28 protein-coding genes and 2 tRNA genes are annotated in these 25,156 nt (G+C 47.9%); 13 read left to right on the forward strand and 17 right to left on the reverse strand.

What is annotated here, in order from left to right; all coding sequences use genetic code 11:
* Nucleotides 1–14: 14 nt before the first annotated feature.
* The 10 genes from OWQ48_04450 to OWQ48_04495 all read left to right on the forward strand — a co-directional run bounded on the left by OWQ48_04450 (nt 15) and on the right by OWQ48_04495 (nt 7,874).
* Nucleotides 15–887, forward strand: a complete 873-nt coding sequence (locus tag OWQ48_04450) for an NADH-quinone oxidoreductase subunit H (GenBank protein ID MCY0868462.1) — start codon at nt 15–17, stop codon at nt 885–887.
* A complete protein-coding gene (locus OWQ48_04455) occupies nt 887–2,524 on the forward strand; it encodes an NADH-quinone oxidoreductase subunit C (protein ID MCY0868463.1) in 1,638 nt (545 codons plus the stop codon). The genes OWQ48_04450 and OWQ48_04455 overlap by 1 nt, the downstream gene beginning before the upstream one ends.
* On the forward strand, nt 2,521–3,036 hold the full coding sequence (locus OWQ48_04460; protein ID MCY0868464.1) for a 4Fe-4S binding protein: 516 nt from the start codon (nt 2,521–2,523) through the stop codon (nt 3,034–3,036). The genes OWQ48_04455 and OWQ48_04460 overlap by 4 nt, the downstream gene beginning before the upstream one ends.
* Nucleotides 3,029–3,499 carry an NADH:ubiquinone oxidoreductase gene (locus tag OWQ48_04465; protein MCY0868465.1) on the forward strand — a complete coding sequence of 157 codons (471 nt, stop codon included), beginning with the start codon at nt 3,029–3,031 and terminating at the stop codon, nt 3,497–3,499. Before OWQ48_04460 ends, OWQ48_04465 begins: the two co-directional genes overlap by 8 nt.
* Nucleotides 3,500–3,539: 40 nt before the next feature.
* Nucleotides 3,540–3,758 (forward strand): hypothetical protein, encoded by a 219-nt coding sequence (locus tag OWQ48_04470; protein MCY0868466.1) that lies wholly within the window; start codon nt 3,540–3,542, stop codon nt 3,756–3,758.
* Between the two features lie 317 nt (nt 3,759–4,075).
* On the forward strand, nt 4,076–6,085 hold the full coding sequence (locus OWQ48_04475) for a peptide transporter (GenBank protein MCY0868467.1): 2,010 nt from the start codon (nt 4,076–4,078) through the stop codon (nt 6,083–6,085).
* Between the two features lies 1 nt (nt 6,086).
* Complete coding sequence (locus OWQ48_04480) at nt 6,087–6,881, forward strand: translation initiation factor IF-2 subunit alpha (protein ID MCY0868468.1); 795 nt, start codon at nt 6,087–6,089, stop codon at nt 6,879–6,881.
* Nucleotides 6,878–7,078 carry an RNA-protein complex protein Nop10 gene (locus OWQ48_04485; protein ID MCY0868469.1) on the forward strand — a complete coding sequence of 67 codons (201 nt, stop codon included), beginning with the start codon at nt 6,878–6,880 and terminating at the stop codon, nt 7,076–7,078. The genes OWQ48_04480 and OWQ48_04485 overlap by 4 nt, the downstream gene beginning before the upstream one ends.
* A gap of 82 nt (nt 7,079–7,160) precedes the next feature.
* A tRNA-Asp gene (locus OWQ48_04490) sits at nt 7,161–7,235 on the forward strand.
* Between the two features lie 234 nt (nt 7,236–7,469).
* Nucleotides 7,470–7,874, forward strand: a complete 405-nt coding sequence (locus OWQ48_04495) for a hypothetical protein (GenBank protein MCY0868470.1) — start codon at nt 7,470–7,472, stop codon at nt 7,872–7,874.
* Here OWQ48_04495 and OWQ48_04500 read toward each other — a convergent pair.
* The 15 genes from OWQ48_04500 to hypD form a co-directional block, all read right to left on the reverse strand.
* Nucleotides 7,857–8,363, reverse strand: a complete 507-nt coding sequence (locus tag OWQ48_04500; protein ID MCY0868471.1) for a hypothetical protein — start codon at nt 8,361–8,363, stop codon at nt 7,857–7,859. The genes OWQ48_04495 and OWQ48_04500 overlap by 18 nt on opposite strands.
* Nucleotides 8,360–9,493, reverse strand: a complete 1,134-nt coding sequence (locus tag OWQ48_04505) for a DNA primase (protein ID MCY0868472.1) — start codon at nt 9,491–9,493, stop codon at nt 8,360–8,362. Before OWQ48_04505 ends, OWQ48_04500 begins: the two co-directional genes overlap by 4 nt.
* Nucleotides 9,471–10,217 (reverse strand): proliferating cell nuclear antigen (pcna), encoded by a 747-nt coding sequence (pcn, locus tag OWQ48_04510; GenBank protein MCY0868473.1) that lies wholly within the window; start codon nt 10,215–10,217, stop codon nt 9,471–9,473. The genes OWQ48_04505 and pcn overlap by 23 nt, the downstream gene beginning before the upstream one ends.
* Nucleotides 10,218–10,281: 64 nt before the next feature.
* Nucleotides 10,282–10,626, reverse strand: a complete 345-nt coding sequence (locus OWQ48_04515) for a transcription factor S (protein ID MCY0868474.1) — start codon at nt 10,624–10,626, stop codon at nt 10,282–10,284.
* Nucleotides 10,627–11,029: 403 nt separating this feature from the next.
* On the reverse strand, nt 11,030–11,311 hold the full coding sequence (locus OWQ48_04520; GenBank protein ID MCY0868475.1) for a DNA-directed RNA polymerase subunit L: 282 nt from the start codon (nt 11,309–11,311) through the stop codon (nt 11,030–11,032).
* A 233-nt stretch (nt 11,312–11,544) separates the two neighbouring features.
* Nucleotides 11,545–12,162 carry a DUF2067 domain-containing protein gene (locus OWQ48_04525; protein ID MCY0868476.1) on the reverse strand — a complete coding sequence of 206 codons (618 nt, stop codon included), beginning with the start codon at nt 12,160–12,162 and terminating at the stop codon, nt 11,545–11,547.
* A gap of 4 nt (nt 12,163–12,166) precedes the next feature.
* A complete protein-coding gene (locus OWQ48_04530; protein MCY0868477.1) occupies nt 12,167–12,718 on the reverse strand; it encodes an exosome complex RNA-binding protein Csl4 in 552 nt (183 codons plus the stop codon).
* On the reverse strand, nt 12,672–13,364 hold the full coding sequence (locus tag OWQ48_04535; protein ID MCY0868478.1) for a 50S ribosomal protein L11 methyltransferase: 693 nt from the start codon (nt 13,362–13,364) through the stop codon (nt 12,672–12,674). Before OWQ48_04535 ends, OWQ48_04530 begins: the two co-directional genes overlap by 47 nt.
* Before the next feature lie 6 nt (nt 13,365–13,370).
* The gene (gene dph2 / locus OWQ48_04540; protein MCY0868479.1) at nt 13,371–14,372 is read right to left on the reverse strand and encodes a diphthamide biosynthesis enzyme Dph2; all 1,002 of its coding nucleotides are present in this window, start codon (nt 14,370–14,372) and stop codon (nt 13,371–13,373) included.
* Between the two features lie 26 nt (nt 14,373–14,398).
* Nucleotides 14,399–14,926, reverse strand: coding sequence for a 50S ribosomal protein L16 (locus OWQ48_04545; protein ID MCY0868480.1), 528 nt, complete (start codon nt 14,924–14,926; stop codon nt 14,399–14,401).
* Between the two features lie 62 nt (nt 14,927–14,988).
* Nucleotides 14,989–16,842 (reverse strand): AMP-binding protein, encoded by a 1,854-nt coding sequence (locus OWQ48_04550; protein ID MCY0868481.1) that lies wholly within the window; start codon nt 16,840–16,842, stop codon nt 14,989–14,991.
* 7 nt (nt 16,843–16,849) lie between these two features.
* Nucleotides 16,850–17,440 carry an MBL fold metallo-hydrolase gene (locus tag OWQ48_04555; GenBank protein MCY0868482.1) on the reverse strand — a complete coding sequence of 197 codons (591 nt, stop codon included), beginning with the start codon at nt 17,438–17,440 and terminating at the stop codon, nt 16,850–16,852.
* 1 nt (nt 17,441) lies between these two features.
* The gene (hypE, locus tag OWQ48_04560; GenBank protein ID MCY0868483.1) at nt 17,442–18,485 is read right to left on the reverse strand and encodes a hydrogenase expression/formation protein HypE; all 1,044 of its coding nucleotides are present in this window, start codon (nt 18,483–18,485) and stop codon (nt 17,442–17,444) included.
* The gene (locus OWQ48_04565; GenBank protein ID MCY0868484.1) at nt 18,485–18,775 is read right to left on the reverse strand and encodes a HypC/HybG/HupF family hydrogenase formation chaperone; all 291 of its coding nucleotides are present in this window, start codon (nt 18,773–18,775) and stop codon (nt 18,485–18,487) included. The genes hypE and OWQ48_04565 overlap by 1 nt, the downstream gene beginning before the upstream one ends.
* Before the next feature lie 14 nt (nt 18,776–18,789).
* The gene (gene hypD / locus OWQ48_04570; GenBank protein ID MCY0868485.1) at nt 18,790–19,992 is read right to left on the reverse strand and encodes a hydrogenase formation protein HypD; all 1,203 of its coding nucleotides are present in this window, start codon (nt 19,990–19,992) and stop codon (nt 18,790–18,792) included.
* Nucleotides 19,993–20,175: 183 nt separating this feature from the next.
* Between hypD and OWQ48_04575 the strand changes: the two genes are divergently transcribed.
* The 3 genes from OWQ48_04575 (at nt 20,176) to OWQ48_04585 (ending at nt 23,112) form a co-directional block, all read left to right on the forward strand.
* The gene (locus OWQ48_04575; GenBank protein ID MCY0868486.1) at nt 20,176–21,702 is read left to right on the forward strand and encodes an ATP-binding protein; all 1,527 of its coding nucleotides are present in this window, start codon (nt 20,176–20,178) and stop codon (nt 21,700–21,702) included.
* Nucleotides 21,703–21,793: 91 nt separating this feature from the next.
* On the forward strand, nt 21,794–22,906 hold the full coding sequence (locus OWQ48_04580; GenBank protein MCY0868487.1) for a DNA double-strand break repair nuclease NurA: 1,113 nt from the start codon (nt 21,794–21,796) through the stop codon (nt 22,904–22,906).
* A 121-nt stretch (nt 22,907–23,027) separates the two neighbouring features.
* A tRNA-Leu gene (locus OWQ48_04585) sits at nt 23,028–23,112 on the forward strand.
* 7 nt (nt 23,113–23,119) lie between these two features.
* Here OWQ48_04585 and OWQ48_04590 read toward each other — a convergent pair.
* Both OWQ48_04590 and OWQ48_04595 read right to left on the reverse strand, forming a co-directional pair.
* Entirely contained in the window at nt 23,120–23,482 is a 363-nt protein-coding gene (locus OWQ48_04590) for a glycosyl hydrolase-related protein (protein MCY0868488.1), read from the reverse strand.
* A 78-nt stretch (nt 23,483–23,560) separates the two neighbouring features.
* On the reverse strand, nt 23,561–25,156 hold a 1,596-nt coding region (locus tag OWQ48_04595), incomplete at its 5' end, for a hypothetical protein (GenBank protein ID MCY0868489.1).

A 25,156-nucleotide genomic window follows, 5' to 3' on the forward strand; every position in this document is an offset into this window, starting at 1 on the left:
CAGGGGTGGTCTAAGTGAATCCTGCTCTCCCGCTGATAATACTATCCTCAGTGCTCACCGCGCTACTCCTTCCAGTACTCTACGATGGAGTTGAGAGGAAAATTAAAGCCCGCCTACAGGGCAGGATCGGCCCGCCAGTACACCAGACTCTACTGGATTTAAGGAAGCTTCTCTCAAAGGAGACAGTTGAATTCCCCTGCCGCCACCTCGTGTTATACGCTACATCCACCACTATAGTACTAGAGCTGGCTGTCACAGTACTCCTCAATCTAGTGCTTGCAGGCTTGTACGTAGAAGTATTAATTCCTGTAGCTGTAGCCTTAATAGCTGCTATTCAAGCCGCCAGCGTGTCAGCATCATTCCTAACACCTAACCCGTACTCTCAGATAGGGGGGAGAAGGGAGGCTGCGCTCGCCGCAGTAAACGAGACAGCATTGATCACAGGGCTAGTACTCTACTACTATGAGCTACTGAATCCAAGCAGAGGGCACTGGCTGGCGGTAATCTCCATACTAGCCCTCGTAGCTATAGCAGCCTATGTTTCATCTGGTAGAACCCCGTTTGATGTAAGTGAAGCCGAAGTCGAGCTAGCTTCAGGAGTACTCGTAGAGCTTAGTGGTAGAGTACTAGCCTTGCAATTATACTCCATATACTTGAAGAGGTATATTGCATCAATGCTGCCGGCAGCCATAGTCCTCCTCAGCCTCCAAGCACCAGGTGCTGTGAGGCTACTAGCAGGCTACGCTTCCACGCTTGCATTCTGGGTTCTCTACTCCACTACATCCGTGTTCTCCGGGAGAAGCAGAGTCGACTTAACTCTAAGACTTCTCCCCAAGATATATCTACCCTTAATTCTACTAGCAGTAATCGAGATGGTGGCTACATAGTGATTGGAGACAGCATCCTAGACAGGTATACACGGCTCGCGGGAGAGCTAGGTGGAAGCTACACTATTAAAGGAGATACAATACACATTTTAATCCCGAGAGAGAGCCTCGTTAAAGCTGCATTAAAACTCTTCAGTGAGTACGGGTTAACTTATCGAACCTGTGTTGGAGTAGATGAAAGGCCATTAAACGGGTTCTTCTCGCTAACACACATATTCACGGACGACGCGCATGGATACTACATTCTAGTTAAAACCTTCCTTGAAGGCAGGAATCCAGTAGCCCCCAGCATAGCCAGTGAGATACCTGCAGCAGACTGGTGCGAGATGGAAGCCGCTGATCTACTAGGCTTCACATTCGAGGGGAGGGAGAAGAGCAGGCTCGTGCTACCCTCAAACTGGCCTGAAGGCGTCTACCCGTTGAGAAAGGACTACCGGTACGATCAGAAGCCGAGTATAGTGATCACGCCGGGAGGTATTGGAGAGCAAAGCACGATAGAAGGAATCCCTGTACCCATAGGCCCATACCACCCAGCCCTCCACGAGCCGGAGTACTTCGAGGTATACGTAGATGAAGAAAGAGTAGTCGACGTGAAGTACAGGGGCTTCCACGTTCATAGAGGGATAGAGAAGCTGGGAGAGTCGAGGATGACCTACCAGCAGGTGAACTTCCTCGCTGAGAGAATCTGCGGTATATGCGGCTTCGAGCATAGTACATGCTATGCTCTAGCAGTCGAGAAGGCTGCAGGCCTCGAAGTACCCGAGAGAGCCCAGTTCATTAGGAGTATTATACTAGAGATTGAAAGACTCCACAGCCACCTCCTGTGGCTTGGAGTATTATTCCATACGCTTGGATACGATGCTGGATTCATGCACATGTGGCGTATTAGAGAGAAGATCATGGTTCTCGCTGAAATGCTAACTGGAAGCAGGAAGACGTACGGTGTAAACATGATTGGAGGCGTGAGAAAAGATATAAGTGAGGAGAAGAAGAGGAAGGTTACTGAAACCCTCAGAGAGCTAAGCGGGGAGTTCCAGAGAACTGTTGAGGCAGCGCTGAGCATGCCGCAGATCAAGAGAAGGTTGACGGGAACCGGTGTTCTGCCGAGAGAGTGGGCTGTGAAACTAGGGGTTGAAGGGCCTGTGGCAAGAGCTTCAGGAGTAAACAGGGATGCAAGAAGGGATCTACCCTACGCAGCATACAAGCACACCTCCTTCAAGGTACCAGTCTACACTGAAGGCGATAACATGGCTAGAGTCCTCGTGAGAGTAGATGAAGTCTTAGAGTCAATATCCATAGTAGACCAACTACTGGACATGCTTCCAGGAGGCCCGGTAATCCTCGAGAAGTATGAGATACCTGAGGGGAGAGTGGGAGTACAGGTTGTCGAAGCCCCTAGAGGGGGAGACGTACACTACGTGGTGACTGGTAGAGGACGCCCCTATAGGTGGAGAGTGAGGGCTCCAACATACAGTAATATACCAGCGTTAAAGATAATGCTCGCAGGAGAATTGCTTGCAGACGTCCCCCTCACAATAGCAAGCATAGACCCCTGTTTCTCGTGTACTGATAGAGTCATCGTAGTAAGAAGAAGCGGAGGTGTCGAGAAGCTAAGCTTCAAGGTGACCCAGTCGTGACCAGGTTATTCAAGCTCAGCCAGCTAGCCGCTTCAACTCCTAAAGCCGGGTATTCTACGAGAAGATATCCATTCGAGGAGCCTCTCATAACACCGGAATTCAGGGGTAGAGTGGAGATAGATCCCTCCAAGTGCATTGGCTGCGGGGCATGCGTTAACGCCTGCCCGCCGAACGCTCTACAGGTAATCGAGGATGGAGGAAAACTCATATTAAGGTACTTCATTGGGAGGTGTATATTCTGCTGGAGGTGTATTGATGTATGCCCTGTGAAAGCAATCAAGGGTACAAGAGAGTTCGAGCTAACAACAGATGACATAGCCGACCTCTACGTTCACATCGTGCACTCGAGAAAACAGTGTGATACCTGCGGTAGCACTTATGCTACTGTAAGAGTAGTTAAGTACATCCTGGAGAAGGCTCCCGTAGCCGAAGAGTACGCTGACAAGTGCCCTGAATGCAGGAGAAGCTTGTTCACTAAGGCTTTATCTAGGAGGGTGGGCGGCGTTGAATAAGGAATTCAAGAAGAGCATATGGGTATTCCACTTGAATACAGGTGGATGTAATGCATGCGACATAGAGGTGATCGACGCGTTAACACCATTCCACGACGCCGAGAGACTAGGCGTTAAACTAGTAGCATCACCGAGACACGCAGATGCAATACTTCTAACAGGACCTGTCACCCTTGAAACCCTACCCAAAGTAGTCAACGCGATTAAGGCTACCCCTCGCCCGAGAGTAATCATTGCTCTAGGGTCATGTGGAGTAGGAGGAGGAATATGGCATGACAGTTATGCTACAATAGGTGGAGTGAGAGGCTTAAAGAGCATACTAGATGAGATGGGCGTGGTAGTAGATGCAATATACTATGTGCCGGGATGCCCTGTAAGACCTGAAGCCGTGATCCACGCTATAGCTTTAGTGAAAGGCCTAGTCTCGAAGAAGGTGAAAGGGGGGATCCTGCACGCCGAGTAGGCTAGCAGCCTACCTATGCAGGTACACTCACCAGGATACCTTGTTCCCCCGCCACTTCACCGGCGACACAGCGTACTGTGTAAAGTTCAAGGAGCTAGCATTCAACGAGGCTATTAGCCTGCTGCCACGTAAACTCATAGACCAGCTCTCCACTAGTGGAGAAGTTATCGTAGCTGAGCCCAGCCTCCTAGAAAAGATCACGGGTGTAAGCGATCCCAGCATCTACCTACTGCTAAAAGCTATCAAGGACTCCAAGTGAGAGCTGTAGGCGAAATCCCAACGGGCTCTTAAAAACCGTGCAGGCTGCTTTACCCTTAGAGTAGCTGCTAATGCGTGATTCAGCTTACACAGGCCTACTAGCATCCATGTAAGTCTTAGCATTAACGTATATTAGTCTCACATCCCGGGACCCAGCCTCCTCCTTGGAGGAGGATAATCCAAGCAATCACAGAAAGGCTTCTCATTCTTCACTAACCGAGTATTTAACTATTTTACTAGGCTAATCACTTAATCCTTATTTACTCCAGTTATGTAATCTAATGGTGAATGTCTACTTAACAATCGAGTTGACGGGGCATGAACAGAAGAGTTATCATCGGCGTTGTAATGCTGGTAGCCAGCATCGCTTTGAACTTATGGCTTACACTTAGATCCAGCTATGAAATCCCATTCGATAACACCTCGTGGCTAACAAGATTTCTCTTGGAGAGCAGAGAGTTGAGCGAGGCGTGCACTGCACTTAACGCCCTCGACAACACGTGCAGTAGTTTTATTGTCTACGAGTGGATTACCGCCAGGATCCTCTGGTTCCTGGGGTCATACGGGGTGGCTGTAATCTCATCTCTAACAATCATAGCTTTATTCATCCTCGTAAACACCCTACTCGAGAATCACGTGGCAGCAGGCTTAGCTTCACTACTCTACGCTACAGCTCCAGCCGTAGTATTCTGGGTGTCTCCACTTAATACTGGCTACCAGGTTTTCACCGGGCTACTGGTAGCTCTAATCCTCCTAGCCTTCTACAAGGCTACCTCACGCGGTAGCATGACTAGCATAGTATTTGTAGGCTTACTATCACTACTACTCCAGCTACTTAATCCAATGGGGTGGCTTATAGTCGAGGTAATGCTTGCAGGCCTGGCTGCAGGTTTTGTGGGAGGTCTTCGTAGGAGTCTCGGCGAGCATATAGCGGTATCTATAGCTGTCTCCTCGATTATACCTGCAGCCCTGCCTTTACTTAGGAACTACTACTCGCTTACACCTGTGTTAACCAGTCTGCTGTTAATTATAGCTTGGAGGATCCTGAGTGAAGAGAAGGCTGCACGCGGATTAAGGTTAATTACAGTGCTACTAGTATTCACTGCATCCATATCTCTCACTCTCCTACTATACTCGGTGTCAGGCTACATAGGCTACACCGACATCTACAGTAAGCACTACAACCAGTACCTGGATTACGGTGTGCTTCCAGCAGCAGGTTTAATGGGCTTCATCCTGCTTACTGCAGCCGGCTCCCTGAGGATACCTTTAAGCAGTAGAGTCGCTGTTGCCTCCGGCTCAGTAGTTCTACTAGTAGCTCCACTATACGATCCCACGCTAACTACTGCTGGATCAGTATTTCTAGCTGTATCGTCAACACTATTCCTAGTGTATCTTGCAGAGCACTTCTGGAGCTTAAAGAGTACGCTGCAGGCACTATATAGGATTGCAGTGATCACATTAATATTGAGTATCCTTGCCGGCAGCACACTTCACACTCTAGCATTAAAGGACTCACAGCCAGCAGTATACTCCCTGGATCTTCAAGGCGTAAAAAACCTACTGGGAAGCACTGCTTCAATAGTGAGAGGCGAGAGCCCGTGGATTAAGGCTTTAAGCGACTTGAAGAGTGTTCTCGCTAATACGAGTGAGAGTAGAATACTAGTCTTATCGTACTGGGGCTACACCTACTGGATCCTCGGGGCTCTAGCAGGGGGTAATCTAGAGGTTCTCTCACTATCCAGCAGTCTCGGCGGGGATACCGGGAGATACCTGCTCTCATCTATAATGTTGAGTAGCGAGGCAACAGCAGCCAAAGTGATCAATAATATTACATCCAGGGTCAACGCGAGCGAAGCGTACATAGTGATATCATATCTTGCAAGCGTGAAGACCACCGGCCCCGTAGGCTCTAGAGCAGTATATCTAGGGGTAGCATACCCGGTTCAAACCCAGGGATACTACGAGTACACATTCTACATTCCTGCCGGAGACCTAGCTAGACTTATACTCTACTCCTCAGCCGCCGGCCTTAACTACACTGACTATGTTAACCCTGCTAACGCTAGAATAGGCTACGAGGTGCCCTTAGCGTGGAATACCAACGGGTACAACACGCTGCTAGTCCAGTTAGCAGTAGACTCGCTTAGAAGGCTTAACTACACAGTCTACAACGAGCTCTACGGAACCATGCCCCTAGAGAGCCGTTTAATACTCTTCAAGCCAGTTGTGATCTCAGAGTCCCCTGTACTCAGCGTTAATGCCTTATTTAGCAGCTACCAGGTAATACATGTAGTAGCAGTCTACAAGCTTGGGGAGGGTGCTTAAAGTGATCCCTAGAAAAGAGCTACCAGACATAGGGGAGTACGTGGTTGCAACAGTCAAAGAAATATACGATTACGGAGCCTACGTATCCCTCGACGAGTACGGTGGTCTAAGAGCCTTCCTACCCTGGAGTGAGGTTGCAACAAAGTGGATTAGAGATATACGGGATGTGTTAAGAGAAGGAGAGAAGATCGTTGTAAGAGTAATAAGAGTCGACAGAACCAAGAAGGAAGTAGACGTATCCTTGAAGAGAGTAGCTGATACAGATAAGAGAAAGAAGATGATGTGGTGGAAGAGGTATACGAGAGCCGCTAGTATTATCGAGATGACTGCAGGGAAAATAGGTAAGAGTATTGAAGCAGCCTACAAGGAGGTCTTATGGAAGCTTGAAGACACCTACGGCGACCCACTATATGCTCTCGAAGAAGCCCTCATCTCAGGGAAAACCGTACTATTAAAAGCCGGGGTAGGAGAAGAGTGGATTGAACCACTGTTAAACGAAGCTAAACGGCACATGAAGCTGAAGGAAGTAGTAGTGCGAGTCAAGCTCACAGTACAATCCCTCCACTCTGATGGCGTTGAAAGAGTTAGAAGAGTACTTGGTGAAATAGCTGGAGTACTGGAGTCAGAGGGAGTTAAGTACAGGCTTTACACTATAGGGGCCCCAAGATACATCCTAGAAGTATACACGCAAGACTACAGGACAGCTGAAGCAGTACTAGACAAAGCATTAAATGCTGGTGAAGAAGTCAGCAGGAGGCTTGAAGTCTCATTCAAAAGCGAGAGGGAGAAGACTTGAAGTGGCTTATGAGGAAGTGCTTGAAGTGTGGCAGGTACACTCTAAGTAGCGATAAGTGCCCGGTATGCGGTGGAGACCTAGTAGTACCCCACCCACCACGCTTCAGCCCCCTCGACAAGTACGTTGAATACAGGATTAGAGAGAAACTCTCCACTGGTATACTCAGACTAGATGAGAAGCCGTCATACATACCCTGAAAGCGTTCAGCGCGCATCAGACAGCAGCATGCCAGCGATATAGCTTAAAAACCCTAAAGTTAATCACAGTAATCAACAGGAAGCCGCCGTAGTATAGCCCGGTCTAGTATGCGGGCCTGTCGAGCCCGTGACCCGGGTTCAAATCCCGGCGGCGGCGCATCACTTACTCCTAGAGAAGATGTATCTCACTACTCTCGATTAACCCATGAGAGTAGCTGCTGTAGCCTATGCATTCAACTCTAAAAGCTGCACGATTGCAATCTCATTGAAGCGTGCTTAAACTCTCTTAAAACTCTATGCTTCCAAGTAGGGGTCAGGGTATACTGGCTCAACCTGCATTTATATTTCGAGTCGTAATATAGAATTCAGTAGCATGAGTGGAGTGATGGAATTGGAGAGGCGTAGAGAAATATTTAGATACATCTTCGAGTATGATGTGCTCGCTACCTACGTTATTAGAGCTCTCACCGTAACCGCTGTGCTTACATGGATCCTCGTCTATGGAGGATTAATCACAGGGTGGGGCGGGTATATCAGCATATCCCCGCAACTAATCAACCAGATTATCGTGCTATCACTTCTCTACACGCTACTACTGCTACTTTCAGCTGCCTCAGCCTACCTGGTGCATCGGGGTGTAGTTACCCGCTCTGCCAGGGTCAAAACTACTAGACGTCCACGGAAAGAGGAGGCTGCAGGTATAGCATTAGCTAGCTCACTTATACTACTACTAGTGGTTTCCGGAGCCTACCTTGCACTAGGATACTACTATATGGTGCTAGCTCTCAACTCGTGAGGACCGCTTAACTGCAAGAGGGTTTTCAAGAGGTTCAACACACCCTTGAATAAAGGCTTCTACAAGCTCGCTACTTGATAGTAGCACCAGCTCCCCCTTCCTATACCTCTCTCCATCGATCACGCAATCCTTCACGACAACTGTAAGTACTTTATCGTGGTGCTTCACGTGGAAAGGAGATAAGAGGAGCTCTTCGAGTTTTATAAGGCTTACAACAGCACTCAGCACGTCACTGTCGAAACTATCCACTGGAACCTGAGATCCCGCTGCCACCTTAGATACCCTTAGTCTGCTCAGCAACTCGATGTCCTCTTTAACTCTGGAGACAGCTTCCAGGAATAGCATTCGGCTCTCCCGGCTGAGTAAAGGTAGCTTGTAGAAGGCTTTCCTGAAGAGCTCCTCTATCTCATCTAATCTAACCTTCACGATCGATGTACACTTAGATGAATGGAGTTCCTCTTTAACCATTCTAATGAATGCATCGCTCATAGCTTCACCTCGATCCCACTCCACTCGACAGGGAAGACGAGACCATGTATTGCAAGGTACACTGCGAGGGGTGCTTTAAGACTTATAGTCTCACCAGCCTTAAGACTTATAGATTCATCTAGCACTTGAAGCCCCTGGATGCTTACAACTGGTTTAACCTTCACGACCCCTCTGAAAGGGGAGAAAAAAGTGAAGTTTAAATCCTCTATGCTGCTGTCAGGCTTCAATCGTGCCACCCTGAGACCAGACTTCATGTTTAAACTATTAATGAACCTAGAAAGTCTTGATGTATCAACTGTCACCGCTTTATCAATGTTTATGCACTGCTCTCCTATAAGTTTACTGACAACCTCCTCTTCTACTACGAGTCCCTTTAAGCCGGCTACAGTACCCTTCCTAGCTAGCCCTCTTGCAAGCGCTGCCTCTAAAACTCTCCTTCTCAACCCGTGCTCGCGTTCTCTTTCACGGAAGAGGACTCTACCCCTGAAGGATGGGAGTACTCTTCTTGTATCCAGGTTGCTGCAGGCTACGTAGTCTGCTATGAGGCGTCTTTGATCTCGTGTTAACTGTAGTATCTCCTCGTCAAGTACTCTAATATGGAAACCTCTGTTACCTGAGAAGTATACCTCAATGCTCTTAAAGCCTAATTCCCCCCTGAGAATACTGTATAATTCAGTTACATCTCTCCAAGCCCTTACTATGCACTCCCATTTAACAGGCTTGTATTCAACGCTTTCAACTCCAGGCGGGCACTCTCCGCCTCCACCTGCAGCACCTGCTCCAAGACATATTGTTAGCCTTGTACTACAGCCAGGATACTTGTCAGCATCTATATCAAATACTAGCTCGGAGCCCTGCCAGCCCTTTGAATCCATGCTGCTAGCTGAGGGGTCGCTGTAGAGTGCTGAAGAATAGTAGAGGTGGAGGGGGGTTTTACCACTCTCTAGGAACTCGTAGAGTCTCTCCATGTAGGGAAATGAAAGGTGTCTTATGTACTTGCCGTCCTCTAAGCTCTCTAACGCTATTTCTCTCATATGCAGGTAGAGTGGTTCCTCGAGAGGTTTAAGTCTATAGTAGCTTCTAATAATACTTCTGAGAAATACTACCCTATTCTTCGCGTGGAGCGACATAGAACGTTAGTACTCCTCCACCAATTAACTCGTAAGTTAGCTTGATTGGCGTATCATTACCAAACTCTAGGCTCATAACTTCAGCAGCCTGGGAAGCCGATGTAATATCAGCAAGATAGTCGATAGTGTACTTGGCTCTCGAATCCTCTAGTATCTCGTACTCGATTAAGGCGCCCTCAGATGCTGAAAACTCTATTTCAACCTCAGCTATCTCACTAGAGGATGCCACGATCAGCTTACTCTCTTCTCTCTGAGCTCTAAACTCCACTGAATCACTAATGGGTTTAACCTCGCTCACTATATCCTTGAAAGCCTTGGGTAAAATCTTCCCTTTGAAACCTACATCAAAGCTTATCTTTGGCAACTCCTCGTATGTTAGCTCTACACTCGGCACATTGAATCTTCTGAGGCCATGCCCCTCGAAGACTACGCTTAATCTCCCATCCTTTAATACCTCGAGGATCAAGGAGTCGCCTTTTCTAGCTCTCTTTAAGACTTTAGCTACCTCCTCCATGTTAACTCCAATAACATGGGAGCCTTCAACCTCGTACTCTGAGAAAGCATCTCTTGGTATCTGGAACTCCACGAAGACCACAGTACTGGGATCCATAGCTCTCAGAGACAAGCCATTTTCATCTATCTTGAAACTAGCCTCCTCAATGATCTTCGATATAGCAGCTATAGCATACCTCCAGGATACTGCATCACGGAACCTAAGCTTCATTTAAGACACCTCTACTTAGTTAAATCCACGCTCAGGATTTTAAAATCAGGAAGTATTTACACACCTAGGCGTACTCTCTCCACACATACCCGCATCTAACACATTTGAAGAACCTAGTTGACGGCTCATCAGCTGCCCTAGTCTGAACCATCCAGTAGTATGCTTCATGCCAGCCACATTTAGGGCAAGTAACCTCTCTTGTCACAGGAAGGTTGCTGCCTCCTTCACCATCAATAACCAGTGTCTTCTCAGCAGGCTTATGCTTTATTCTCGTTGAAACCTTCATCTTCTCGAGATCCCTTGAATCAGCCTCCACCTTATACCCGCATCTCGAGCAGACCAGGTAGAGTTTTCCATCTATTCTCCTCGGATGCATTAAACCACCGCACTTAGGGCATATCCGGGACACTGAAACCACCCTTTACAAGCAGCTAGAGGGTCACTCTAATATAATCGGATGTTATAAGGTTTACAGATGTTAGCACATGAGTAAACGGCATGAAAACTGCGAGAGTGCTGAGTAACTTTACGAGGAAACCACAGTACCTATATCTCGCTACTAGAGCATCTGACCCGTTGAGTATTTTCAAGCCGCTTACAGATGCTTCAAAGGGTATTCCCTCCTCAGTACAGGATAATAGGTATGTAACCTCTTCTTTAGTCGACAGGGATTCTAGAGCATACCTTACAAACAAACTCGCTGGGTGAATCATCCTGAATACCTTTAACTCCTCTAAAAATTTCCCCTGTATGTCGCGAAGACCCTATACCCCCCTATAGCACTGTAAACGAGGATCCTGGATTCACGCCTCCTACTCAACGATCCTCTCCTCGAATAGTCTTCTAACCCCGCTTAACGTACTCTTCAAGCCTTCTACAACTTCTTTTAGAAGAATGCTGACATTATAGCCGGGTTTAGCTATGATTGTGAATTCAAATGAGTTTTTAAGTGGATGGGGAACCCTGTAAGCCGCATACTCGACACCAGGATGCCTTATGGCTTCTTTCGCGAGAAGGTTGCCTAAGGTGTGATCCTCGCCGTCAACTTCTATGACAAGCTTTCTCTCATCCTTAAACAGCACGCTTACCTTCATTCTATTACACCCTTAACAAGCCCACTCGTCTATCTTAGTGTATACTTTTAAGTTTATTTATAGGGTTTACATCCGTAGACATCGCTATCCATAGTGAAGAAGCTGAGACTACTCGTAGAGCGCTACCAGGCTGAACACTACTCTAGCGGAGCAGGCTAGCTCCTCTAAGCTACACTAGGAGAATATATTATGATAGTAAGAAGACTTCAATTGTAAATACGCCTCTAAGAGTGTTATGTGGATCCACGCTTCGAGAGCTTTACGAACTCCTCAACAGCCCTCCTCCACTCCTTCCTCAGCACGTAGAGACCTGAATCATCAGCCTCCATTACTCCAAGCTCTAGGGAGCGCTGTATTACATCCTCTAGCTGAAGGCCTAGTGCAACAGCTGATGCTACAACGTAGTATCTAGCTGCCTTTCCCTTAACGACACTTTTAACCATGGTGTTTAACTCGCTTATTCTTCTAGCTGTATTGACAACATGGTCTACTCCTGCATTAGTGTAAAGCGTGTTTTCTACGATACTAGCAGTGTATCCTTGAGCTTTGAGTACTAATAGGAGTACTTCTAGCGGGAATGTTACTCCTGAAGCTTTAACTATCATGTCTACTCTGTAGCTGTTTAAGCCCTGATGTACTTCTCCACGTTTAAGTCCCGCGAAGCTTTTCAGCTCGCGCCATAGTTTTTTCACGTCAACCTCGTAGCCGTAGGCGTTCACTATTATTCCGTTATCTGTAACCTCGAGCTCCAGGTAGCTTAGAGGTGGTATTCTCTCCTTTAAAGCCTCGTAGAGCTCCAGGCACCTCTCGCCTCTACAGGGGACTCTAAACCTCCGTTTAACAAGGGGCAATCCATCACCCTAAAGTATGCAGGTAGTCCTGGCTAATCTTCCTTCTTTCAATGTTACCGCAGGTCTTACATACTAGTTTATCATTACTCTTATAGAGCAGCCCGCCGCAGATACTACAGTAGGCTTCGATAACTCCAAGGCCCGGTTCCTTGATGCTCAGCTGGTATGGTATATTATTATTGAGAACTCTAGCTTTAACGTGGTCTCCAGGCTTCACAACGTCTAGCAGGCTTTGAATTAAAGTACTTGAAGCTTGAGCTATGTAGAGTACTCCGGGAAGCTCTACTCTACGCCCACCTGCATCGTATATCTTGAGGAATGCTATGTCGTCTAAGACAGCCTCAACACGGGCTTCAACAATCAAGCCTTGCTTGACAGCCTCAGGGTTCTTGAAGGTCTTCACATACACTATCTTCTTGTATTTATCGAAAACCTTGAGTCCAGGTGTGAAGGCTCTCACTATGCCTCTCGAATCCACGTAGCCTCCCTGTGCTGGTATAGCTTCTTCTTCAACAGCTAGCTCTTCTCCTGGTAGCACTAATCCCTCTCTGCTCACTAACCTCACCCTTCTCTACTAGAATAACGATAACCGACTTAACCCTATATACCTGTCTTTTATGAGTCTCGTACATCATTGGTATCTCGAAGTCTACTACTTCATGAGAGCACAGCTTGAAGCCACTGGACTCCGCTAACTCGTAGAGCATGTTTACTAGTCCAGGGGAGTACTTGTGTATACTGTAGACAGCTCGAGCCACTCTCATTGCAGTCTTGAGGAAAGCTATATCTAGCCCTTTATTCCCCCGGACCACCCCGAAGGGCGGGTTCATCACTACTGTATCCACGTTTCTCGCTGTGAACCCTACTGCATCACTCTCCACGTATATGATTCTAGTTGCTATCCAGGGGAAGAGCGAGCTGATAGCGTAGAGGCCGTGCACTAGTATATCCTCGTCTACATCAACACATATAGCTCTCATAGCACCTAGGAGGAGTGCGGCTATAGCGAGCCTGCCGTCCCCACAGCCTAGATCTAGTATCGTAGAATCATCTAAATCTCCTCTCATTAAGGCAGTCCACGCTAAGTGGGCTACAATACTAGATGGAGTCTGGTACTGCTCGAGCCTCCTCTTAGGATTACGGTAGCGTGGCATCCGTGAAATCACTAACTCAAGTTTCTTCTTACTGCTTGAAGCCTCCACTATAATCTACCATGGATAAATATACTTGTCAAGACCTGTTAGAAGCATTATGAACTCCCCTGGAGTGAGAACCGGCTTGTAGAAGTCGCTGAGGTCATCTATAGGTAGCCTCGGGCAGCTGGTGACAACGTAGAAGTCTAATCCGAGCGCGTTATCCACGGCGATAAGCCTCTCCTGGTCAAGATAGCTTGACGTAATCTTGTAGACTCTATACCCTCTCCTTGAAGCTAGATCCACCAGCTTATCCACTAGCCATGGACGATACTGGCCTATTCTAGCACCAATAATTAATCCTACTCTATTACCAGTATTCATAGCCTCGTAGATCCTCATGTATCTCTTCTTTAAAACTCTATATGCCTCACTATTAACCCACCAGGCTTCCTCCCTGTAGGGGTCTAAGGCAAGGACAGGTTTACTCGATGATAACGCGAGTCCCAGCGGATGGAAGACTCCTCCTGCAACAACTAGGTGGGCGTCAACTACTTCATCGTAGCGAGTTACATGACTGTAGAGACAGCCTAGTATAGGACTTGATATATTGTACAGCTTGAAACCAATAGATGATAAATGTCTTGCAATGAAATCCCTAATCTTCGCCTCAATAAGTGTTGAGGATACCGTGATAACTCTTACACCTCTACCCTCCAGTATTCTCGCTAGCTCCTCGAGAAGCCCGGCCCCTAAACTAGGGTTCCTATACACAGGGGCATATACTACTCTTACAGGCGGCTCGTAGCCGTGCTGAAAGTACTTTAAATGGCCTAAGTGGAGTAGCAGGTCTACACCAAGGGATTCAGCTTCCTCGAATGGTATGTCGCAGGCACCGTAACCCGGGCTGGCAGAGTAGTATAAGCTGGCTTCTAGGCTGCTGAGAGCGGCTTCAACACACTTGTAGAGCGGCTTCAAGCCATCTGGAGCGTGAACAAGTATTTTTCTCGCTCCGCTCTCAATAGATCTAGTGAGCTCGCTTAAATCAATCTCATAGAGACCGCATAAGTCACTCAAAAAGACACCTTAACGTTGCATGGAGGCTAAATAGCAGGCGAGAGACCAGGCTTCAAGGGTCTAACAGCAATTCTCGAGGGCAGGGGGAGCTTAGATGAAGCTATCCTTAAAGCCTCCTTAGCGGATTTAGCGTGCTCAGCTTTAACTCTCACAACCACTATCTCGTGGCCTGGGTATACTCTAGCAGCTGTACCTATAGGTTTACCGAAAGCCTGCCTCATTCCATCCTGGAGACGGTCTGCACCAGCGAACGCCATCATCTTGTTCTCCCTGATAACGTGGTGCGGGTATACTTTAACCTTCAAGTAGTAGTTGTTCTCGCCTGCAGTATTGCTTAGTACTTTAGAAGCCATTACACGAGCAGCTTCCAGCGCGTTGTGCCTTATCTGGCCGGCCTCCTCAACGATTAATGCTAGCTCGTAGTCGTAATCCTTCTTGGGGTCACCCATCTCGAACTTCGTTATCTTAGGCTGTGGTACACCTGGAATATACTCCTTCCTAGTATACGGCGGGCCACTGAAGTGCGTGTAGCATCTAGCTGGACGTATAGGCATTCCCATCACCTGTTAATCAAGCATTAATGCCATCATAGAGGAAACACCTAATAAAACTTACTTTAAGATGGATCACATAACTTCCGCTTAGCGTGAACTCCTTTGAGAACACCTAGGCTTACAGCCTGCTTCACGATCTTCGGGTCGCTTATTGCCCCTATGCTAGACCTTATAGTGTTTCTAACTACCTCGGGGTCCATGCTACCCGAGTATACTATCACAGGGGCTTCAAGCCTCTGATCATCTAGGCAGGCGTAGACTGCTGCATCAAGGTTAAGGATTTCCTTGAGGACTCTTACAATAGCACCAGGGCTCAGCCTATAGCCGTTAGACTTGAATACTCTGTCTAGTCTACCAGCTATGTATGTATAGCCATCACTTGATATGTAAGCGTAGTCACCTGTCTTATAGTATCCTTCCACCCATTTAGCAGAGTACTCCTCAGGGTACTCGATGGGCATTGACGGCCATGGATTCCTTACAACTAGCTCGCCCAGGCCGTGATCCACTACTACTCCATCTCTATTAAGGACACCTAAGTGAAAACCTGGTATTGGAGGACCGCTTGAACCAGGCTTCAAAGGCGGGAACGTGTAGTTCACTAAGTTCCCTGTTACAAACGAGCCTATCTCGCTCTGAATGTAGAGGTTTACAACTGGTATTCTCCCTGTAGCTGCTGCCGGGTTAGAATCTATGATAGGAGTTGAACCAGTCCCCACAACCCTGTAAGCCCACCACCATGCATCAGCTTCAAGAGGTTCCGCTGTCACCAGGATGGCTCTAAGCGTGTCAGTATTGTGGGCTTTAACATAGCTGTCACCCTGCTTTCGTGCAATACGCAGCGCTCCACTGGTAGTTAGAAAGAGAGTTACAGCGTAGTCTTCAATTAAACTCCACCATCTCCCCCAGTCAGGGTAATCTGGTCCTCCATCGTAAAGAAGGATTGTTGAGCCGATCATCAATGGACCGAAAACCAGATAGCTGACGCCGGTAATCCAGCCAGGCCACACAGTGCAGAAGTAGGTGTCGCGGGGCCTCAACCCAATCCACATGCTTGTAGAGTAAACCTGAACTAGGAAGCCTCCTGCAGGATAGGTTACCGGCTTGTAGTCTTCTTCGTAGCCGCTGTGAAGCCCGAATAAGGGGTGAGTGCTCTCAGCGATATAGTCGTCGACAGCTCTCTCCCTGCCAGCCAGGTCGTCGAGCAGCACTTCCCCGCTTCTAAGGCTTGGAGGCCCGGTTCTCTCGATGACTACAAGGGTTCCATTAAACTTCGAGTACTCTACTGCTCTCCTCGCTATCTCAAGGGTATTAATGGTTCTCCCACGCCTATAGAACCCATCTGCTGTGAACACTAATCTAGCCCTTCTGCTCTTAATCCTCTTAGCTAGCTCCCAGTACCCGAAGCCAGTGAAAACCGGCTCGAAGGGGATGCCGAGTTTAACTGCTGCAAGCATTACTGCAATCGACTCCACGAGAGGGGGAGCATATATTATAATCCATTCTCCTGGCCTAACCCCTTGGGCGCGTATCCCCCCGGCAATCCTGTTGACAAGACTGTCGAGCTCCCTGTACGTTATAGCTCTAGCCTCACCCTCCTCGCCCTCCCAGAGGAGAGCAGTCTTACCCCATAGCAAGGTATCTCTATGCCTACCCATGATGTTGCCGTAGACGTTTAATCTTCCACCTTTAAACCAAGCCACGCTGGGAGGACGGCCTTCGATAACGCTCTCCCACAGGGTACTCCACTCGAGTTTCAATGCCATCCTGCTCCAGAACTCGACTGGGTCTCTTATACTCTCTGCGTATATTCTCTGGTATTCCTCGGGTTTAACAGTCTTCCACTTCATTGAGGGAGGCTCTACTGTCTCCTCGGTGATCATGCTTCCCAGTATGCTTTCAAAGTACTCCTCCATCCCCCACTTACCTCAAGAAGACTACTTGAGTGTAGGGTTGAACGAGATCCCTGAACTTATAGTAGTAGGATGCACTATCGAAGTGCGTTGGGATCGCGATCACCGGTCTAATAGTTTTAACGGCTTCGAATGCCTCCTCAGGGGTCATAACTGAGCCTCCACCTATAGGAACCACGAGGACTTCTACACCAGCTATATTAACCATGTCGTCTATCAGGTTGGTGTCGCCGGTGAAGTATACTCTAGTACCACCGGCTTCAAGCACATAGCCTACACCACTTCCTTTAGGATGAGGCGGGTTCTCGTAGAATTCAGGTATGTTGTAAGCGTCTACAACCCTAATACTTAAATCTCCTAGTGTGAGTGAGGTGCCAGGCTTCACTACCCCTGTACTCGGAGATACTATTCTATCTCCTGGAAACCCCTGAATCTCCTGTCCACAGTGTCTCTCATGCATGTGGGTGCAGATAACGTAATCGCATCCTTCTACTAGTCCCCCGGGGTCCACGCAGTACACTCTACTCTTATACCTCAATGCTATCCCGGCGAAACCTCTACGAGATAGCATTACCCTGCCTACTACGAGGAACCTCGGCATCTCAGCATATCCTCGGCACTATCTCGCCGTGAGGAGGATCAACTAGTCTTAACCCTCCTATAGCTGTCTCCATTACTACGCGTCCACCCAGCTCTCCTCCCTCTCTAACCTCACCTATTAGCCTAGCATTCTCGAAGCCAATGCTCCTCAGGTACTCTAGTATCTCGCCGGCGCAGTCTCGTTTAAGAGATAGAACAGCTACTCCTTCACTAGCAAGGTAGAGGGGGTCTACTCCAAGCATTTCACTATACCTTCTTACTGGTTCTCTGATAGGTATGCTGTCCTCTCTTACAAGTATTATAAGCCCGCTTCTACTAGCCCACTCGTAGAGAACACCAGCTAACCCACCTCTTGTTGGATCCCTTGCAGCTGTAATACACTCTCTATACCTCTCTAGAAGAGGCTTCATGAGTCTTGTCAGTGGTTTTACATCACTTCTCAAGTAGCCTTTAGAGGCTTCACTGAATTCGCTATGATGCAGCTGGGAGACCAGTATTACTGCTCCATGCTCACCGAGGTAGTCGCTGACAAGTATAACGTCTCCTGGACGTGGTTCATCGATTATAGGCTTCTCAGCTATGCCTATCCCAGTTGTTGCTATAACTATCCCATCCACCTGTCCCCGCGGCATAACCTTGAAGTCTCCGCCTATCACAGCCACATTCTCTGATCTAGCTGTTTCAAGCATTGACTCTATAATCAACTCGAGATCCTTGATGGGGAAGCCTTCCTCAACAATAATTGAGTCTAGTATTGCTAGAGGTATACCACCCATCATTAAGACGTCGTTTATCGACCCGGAGACTGCTAGAACTCCTATATTGCCTCCCGGGAAGAACGGGGGGTTAACCGTATAGGAGTCCACTGAGATAACCATGTGCCTTCCATCGGGTAGCGGTATAGTAGCTCCATCATCGAGGACGTCTAAGCCGTAGCCACCTTTAACCTTCTTTAAGTGTTCTTCAACCTTACTGAAAAGTATTCTCTCAAGTAGCTCGCGGGTTTCAATGCCGCCAGAGCCATGGGAGAGCGTGACTCTCTCCATTACCCCCCGCCTTTCAATGCTTTATGTTTCTCCAGGATATTCTTGTAGACTTCTACGAAGCCTTCAGCCTCTTCGCCTAAAGCCTCCTCAAAGAATTCTATCTGCTCTACTACCTCCTCCCTGCTCATCTTCGAGACAACGACTCCAGCGTGAACTATGACTATATCGCCTGGCTCAACTCTCTCTTCACTTATACCTATAAGCACTTCTCTCGGCACGCCGTCACCGTAGTCGACGAGAGCAGTCATATCCTTCCTCCTGACTTCCAGGATTAAGGCGGGCACACCCACACACATGGGTTAATCTAACCCTCTCCACTCTTCTGGATGAAATCCGCTATCCTCCCTATTAACTCGCTTGAACCATATCTAGCCCAGATAGAGCATGTACCTTCATCCGACACCATGCAGGGCCCGACAGGTCTCGCTGGAGTGCAAGCCTTAAGGAAGAGAGGACATTGAGAGGGGTAGGCTTTACCTAGCACTACCTCCGCGCATCTACATGCAGGTGGAGTATCTCTACTCCACTCACCCGGGGCTAGCTCTCTTACACCGTACTCATGGAATGCATCGATCTCTCTGAATGCATCTCTTACTCTAAGACCGCTCTTAGGGAGGAAGCCTACACCTCTCCAGGCGTCGTCGACTACAGTGAACACTCTACTGATGTTTCTCTGAGCTACTATATCACCGTGCCAGGATACAGCTCTCCTATACTCTACGGTCACCTCGGGCTTTCCCTCCACGAGCTGACGTAGTATTTCAAGAATGGAGACTAGTACATCTAGTGGCTCGAAGCCTGAGACTACCACTGGTATACCGTAGTTCTCTGAGACTGGAAGCCATGCTTTAGCCCCTGTTATCGTTGACACGTGACCTGGTGCTATCACCCCCATTATTGGGGGTTCAGTCGGCTTCTCGCGTGTTACATCGAGAGTGTAGAACATGGCGGGTGGAGTAAGCTTTACAAGGCTAAGTAGCTTCAAGTTACCGGGTAGATGCCTTCTTAGAATAGCTTGAGCATACCCTGGAGCCACTGTCTCAAAGCCTATACCTATGAAGACCGAGGGCTTACCATGCCTGGCGGCATCTCTTGCAGCAGCCAGGATATCTGTTGTAACTCTTACATCCCCGCCTAGACTCCTAGCCTCGCTCAGCGAGAATGCTCCTCTAACACTCCTATAAGCTCTAACCCTGTATACATCGCCGTAAGTGTAGACTACTACTCCATCTAAAGCGAGTTTAATGGATTCCTCAATATAGTGCGAGGGGGTCACGCAGACAGGGCAGCCGGGTCCTGCTACAAGCTCGATACCATTCGGCATTAAAGCTCTTAAACCGTACCTCGTGATCGAGTACTCGTGGGTGCCGCAGAAATCCATTATCTTAAGTCTGTTGACGCCGCTTAAACTCTTATACCTCCCCCAGTACTCCTCTATCCTCTTAACTGCAAGGCCGGCTAGCCTTCGATCTAGTCTTAGAATTCTCTCTAAGCTCTCAGCACTCATTTACTCACCAGCTACTACCTTGTAGACACTAATGTTGATTACAGCATTATAATGGATTCCCTTCACTGGCTTAGTAGTCAGCTCACGTATCCTCCTATATGCATCGAACAACGTCATAGTATTCCAGCCGCATGCAAACGTAATTTTAAGACGGCTTCATAAAACTCTAGTAGGTGGGCCTTCTTGATTGAAATTGGTGTTATAGCTTCAGGGGCCCGAGTCTCCTACGCACCTATAGTAGTCTTCAAGGGCTACGAGAAGCACGTTAAGGAGGAAGCCTTAGTAATCGTTAGAGATGCTAAGAGTGAGAGAAAGTATCTAGGCGTGCTGAGAGGCTCAGCAATGCTGGACCCCCTGCTAACTCATACCCAGAGGTCATCGATTATCGAGAGACCCGAGCTCGCAGGGGAGAGCCTGGATCTACCCTACGAGTCTGCATACGTGAGGATTCTAGGCTTACTAAGGGATGGAAGACTAGAGCCCCCGGTATCCCCGCCGACACCTAGGTCAATAGTATACCTTGTTGAATCCCCCGGGGAAATAGGGGTAGATCTAGGTAGCGGGCTCTACGTCGGCGAGCACAAGTACAGCGGGCTTCTCATACCCCTCGACTCCCGGGCTTTAAGCTACCATATAGCCGTGGTGGGAACAACAGGTACAGGTAAATCCAGGCTTGTGAAGGCTATCATTGATGAAGTACTCGCTAAAACTAATTGGAGGGTGATAGTCTTTGATCACACTGGAATGGACTACGCACCCTTCTATCCTGGTAGAGTTTTGAATGCTGAAGAGATTATTCTGGATGTAGAATCAATTAGTGATATGCTTAAGCTGAGCGTTGACGTCAATGTTATTGATGATTACGCGCCAATAGCTGTAACCTACTATGCATTATGCATTGCGAACGGAAATCCCGGCAACTGTATAGAGAGAGTTAACCTAAAATACCTTGGAATCCCGGATTCAAGAGAGCAGTCTCCAAGAAGAACTCTAACAGATAAAGTCGCATGGGATATAAGCGAAGACATATTAGAGGATGCTCTGCTGAAAACCTCTGAAAACAGCTCTTGGAGTGTAGATGTATTCTCAAGAATACTTGCTGAAACTGCTAGTGCTCTCGGTGCACGTGACTCAACGCTGTTAAAGCTTCAACTTTACACTAAGCTGTATGGTAAAACTGTCATTAATAGATTGAATAGAATGAGACTTAGGATATCGGATATCATCAAGAAGACATGGGAGGAGAGGCTTGTCGTCGTAGATTTAAGCAGTGTTGAAACAGAGATAAGAAGAGTTATTGTTAAGAGAGTCCTGGAGAAGCTATGGGAGATCGTAGTAGATAAGCATGAGCCAGTGGACACCCTGATAGTAGTGGATGAAGCCCACAACTACGCCTGCGAGAAGGGATGCTACCCATCAAACATGCTAATCGAGAAAACACTACGTGAAGGGAGAAAGTGGAGGATTGGAGTAGTTCTCGCAAGCCAGAGGATAATAGATATGGGTGTAGACGTCAGGAACAACGTTAACACAGTATTCTTCAGCAGACTCCAGACACCATACGACTTCGATCAACTGAAAGGCTTTGTAGACCTAGCCGGCATCTCAATGGATTCCACAGCCCTGCTGGAGACAAGAGAGTTCTATGTGGCGGGACTCGGCAACCCCCTCAAGTACCCTATGCTCATAAGAGTCCGCGAGGTCAGCTAGAGGGAGCGTTAGTGGGGAAATGAGCTTCCACGAGACCCCTATGGAGGAGGCTGGAGGTATAGCACCCTAGGTAGTTGACAGAAGACTAGAGGTGGTGGCGAGAAAGATCTCTAGAGAGCTCGATAAAATACGCGTGATTAGAAGCAAGGTTAGAAGACTAATAGAAGAGAGAAGCGATTTATTCCATATAGGTGTAGCAGGAGAGCCCTTAAAACTATGCTTCGAAGCTGTTGACTCAGGCTTCACAGCACCGGCAATAGAGCTCCTCGGGGGATACCTAGCGGTAATCAATGTTGTCTCCGTTAGATACGGTTCAACATGCAGTAGAACACAGGTAAGCGCTAGAACCCACGTCAACTTATGGTTCAATGAGGATGAAACCGGGTTAATGGCTAAAGTACTCGAGAGAAAGAGGGCTTTAGAGCTACTTGAAGCTAGAAGACTAGCCCTAGAGATGCTGGGAGGCAAGCCATTATTTGATGTACTATTACTAGATGGCGAGATCGCCCCGAGAATCACATATACAGTAGAGCATGGTAGGCTGAGAAGAAATCTCGAGAAATTCATTAATCTATCCAGAAAGCTAGTTGAAAGCGCGCTTAGCTCGGCAACCCCTGTAGTCGGAGTGTTAAAGAGAAGCTATGCTAGAGATATAGCTGTCACCCTAGGCTTAACTGACATCAGAATCAATGATAGAGTTCTAATGAGCCTGGCTTTAAAGCCGGGAGAATACCTCATCGTGAAGCGCAGCGAGGAAGGTGTGTATGGAAGCTTGAGTAGAGCGCTCAGAGAGATCGGTAAAAGCGTTGAAGACGCTGAGATTAAAAGATGGGTTAACTCCAGGTTGAAGTGGTATGAGGGATTAATGAGTGCTCTAGGCGATAAAGCACGAGAGATCGGGCTGGGATTCTACAGGCCCCCTGGAACCCTCTACCCTGTAGCTACTAAAGTAGAGTACGTGGTTCCCGAAGACTTCAGTATAGAAAAACTGTTCTCTAGCATCATGTATATAAGCACAAGCACTGGTATACCAGCCCCCATAGACCAGGCTGATGCCCTCTCAGCTGTGACAAGAGAGCTGAGGCACATCGTCTACGAGAAGCTTAAGGCTGAAGTAGCAGGAAACCTGGGGGTTGAGGATAGAGACCTACTACTAGTTCTCTCCCTCATGAACCCAGAAAAGCTACTTCACTTAATAGGCTGAGGTGAAAGCTACATTAATCATGGTGAATAGTACTTCACAGTTATTCGCGTCAAGCTATCAGTATAGAAGGTTTTCTAATAATGAGGGTTTAATACACCCTGCATTAAACGTTTCTAGTGGGGCGGGGGTGCCCGAGCTAGGTTAAAGGGGGCGGACTCAAGATCCGCTGGCGTAGGCCTGCGTGGGTTCAAATCCCACCCCCCGCACTCGAATTCAACTAGCTTGCCTGTCTAATTCTAGTTTAAGGGTCTTCACCTCGAATGGCTGGAGCTCCAGCTGCACTGAGCCGTGGGCTTTGATTTCATGGTTGCCTACGGCCTCCTCTAGAATGTTGACTTCAGTAGCAGTGAAGTTTTTCCAGAGGCTTATAATAGCCTGGTTTCTCTCACTGGATACACTATAAACTCTCGCTATAACTCCTCTTCCATCCTCAGCTCTCTTAAGGGCTTCTAGTACTACATGCCCGCTTCTAATAGATATGAATTCTCTAGAAGGGGTCGACGGCTGCCTGCCTGTAGATACAATTTCGGGTTTATCCCAGAATTCATAGGCTTTCCTGTATACATCGCCAGCCAAGTAGTCTCCTCTATGAGTATAGAGGCCTACTCTAGCTTCAAATGGCTCTAGCCCGGAGTAGGGGTCGGGGAATAGTGGTTATTTAGCTATTGTAAGCCCGATCCAGCCATCCTTAACCGAGTAGCCGTGGAGAGTGGGGGATAGCAGGGCAAGACCCTTTAATCCATCGGAAGCATCAATCCACCTGAGCACAGGGAACTCGTATTTAGCTCTCTCGAAGTCATCTCTCGGTTCTGCAGGCCTCTTTAAGACTCCGAAGGGTATCTCGCAGTCAACATACTTGAAGCTAAGCGATGGTTTAACCCAGAGCTTTAAAAGGTATCCCCTAGACTTCCATGCTACCCCAAGGGATATCTCAACGATCTTCAAGGAACCCTTTAAGCATACAATCTCGAGGACTTGAGATGACTTAAAGCCTAAGGGTATTTCAGCACAGGCTATGAGAGGCCCGTTAAGCAGGATTCTAGGCTTACTAAGGGGTTTTAAAGGTACCCCAGGGTCCTCCAGTGTGCTCTTCTCTATATCCCATGCATCCCATAAACCCGGCTTATCCTGGTGTGCTTTGAATACGAAGCTCTCTTTTCCTATGGCGTGCCAGCCGAGTTCATTATCCACTAGAGTGATGCTTCCATCAGCGTGTAGAGTAACCTCTACGACTCCATTACTGAGTACTATATCATCACCTCGTGCCAGCGCTGTAGCGGGGCCTGAAGACTGCTGGGGTTCCTTTGACGCTTGCTCCAAGACTATGTAGCCAAGCCCAGGGATCTCTAGTTCTAATGCTACTGAATCACCTAGATCCTGTGATCCAAGTATCACGGTACCCCTGGACTCGTATCTTCCTCTAGGTAGAGATACTACCTCTCTCCTGCTCCACGGGAGAGAGTTGAAGATGTAAATGTATCTACCGTTGCCATCCCTTGATCCTGCTATAGCTTCCATAGTCTTCTCGAGTATGCTGTTACACTCCTCTAGTGTCTTCTCGAGTTCCTCGAATGCTTCACGATAAGCCTCCCAGCTGGCTGTCCCAGAGAGAACATCATGGAACTGATTTCTTAAGAGTACTCTCCACGCTCTACTAAGAGTATCTGAAGGGTACTCCGAGAAACCCTCGATCCACGCTATGGAAGCCCAGGTCTCCGCCACCCTTAAGCATCTCTCTAGTCTTGATACTAGTTCTTTAATCCTGTGGTTCATTGTGTATACTCCTCTGTGGATTTCAACGTATAGTTCTCCTCTCCAGACAGGAAGCTTACTCTCAATCCTCTTGATTCTCTCAAGGTATTCTTCTTCACTAACCTCGTACTCCACGTTGGGAGTTAACGGGAGATCCTTCATCCACTTAAGTCTCTCAGCGATAAATGGGTTTAAGCCTCCACCGCCATCCCCTAATCCTACAGCATGTAGTGCCGGCCCCTCCTTCTCCACATGCTTTCTCCAGGCTTCAGTGAACTCGCCTGCGTGTGCTACACCACTATAGGATACAGGGAGTATGTGAACCGGGATCCTGGAGCCATCGAGGCCTTCCCAGATGAAGAGGGTGTGTGGAAACTTATTGGTATCATTCCACATAAGCTTATGGGTTACGAATACTTCTAAACCAGCTTTTCTTAATAGCTGGGGTAGTTGGGCTGAGAACCCGAAGGAGTCGGGGAGCCATCCTATCCTCGCTAT

Source organism: Desulfurococcus sp. (assembly GCA_026626905.1).
Taxonomy (GTDB): domain Archaea; phylum Thermoproteota; class Thermoprotei_A; order Sulfolobales; family Desulfurococcaceae; genus Desulfurococcus.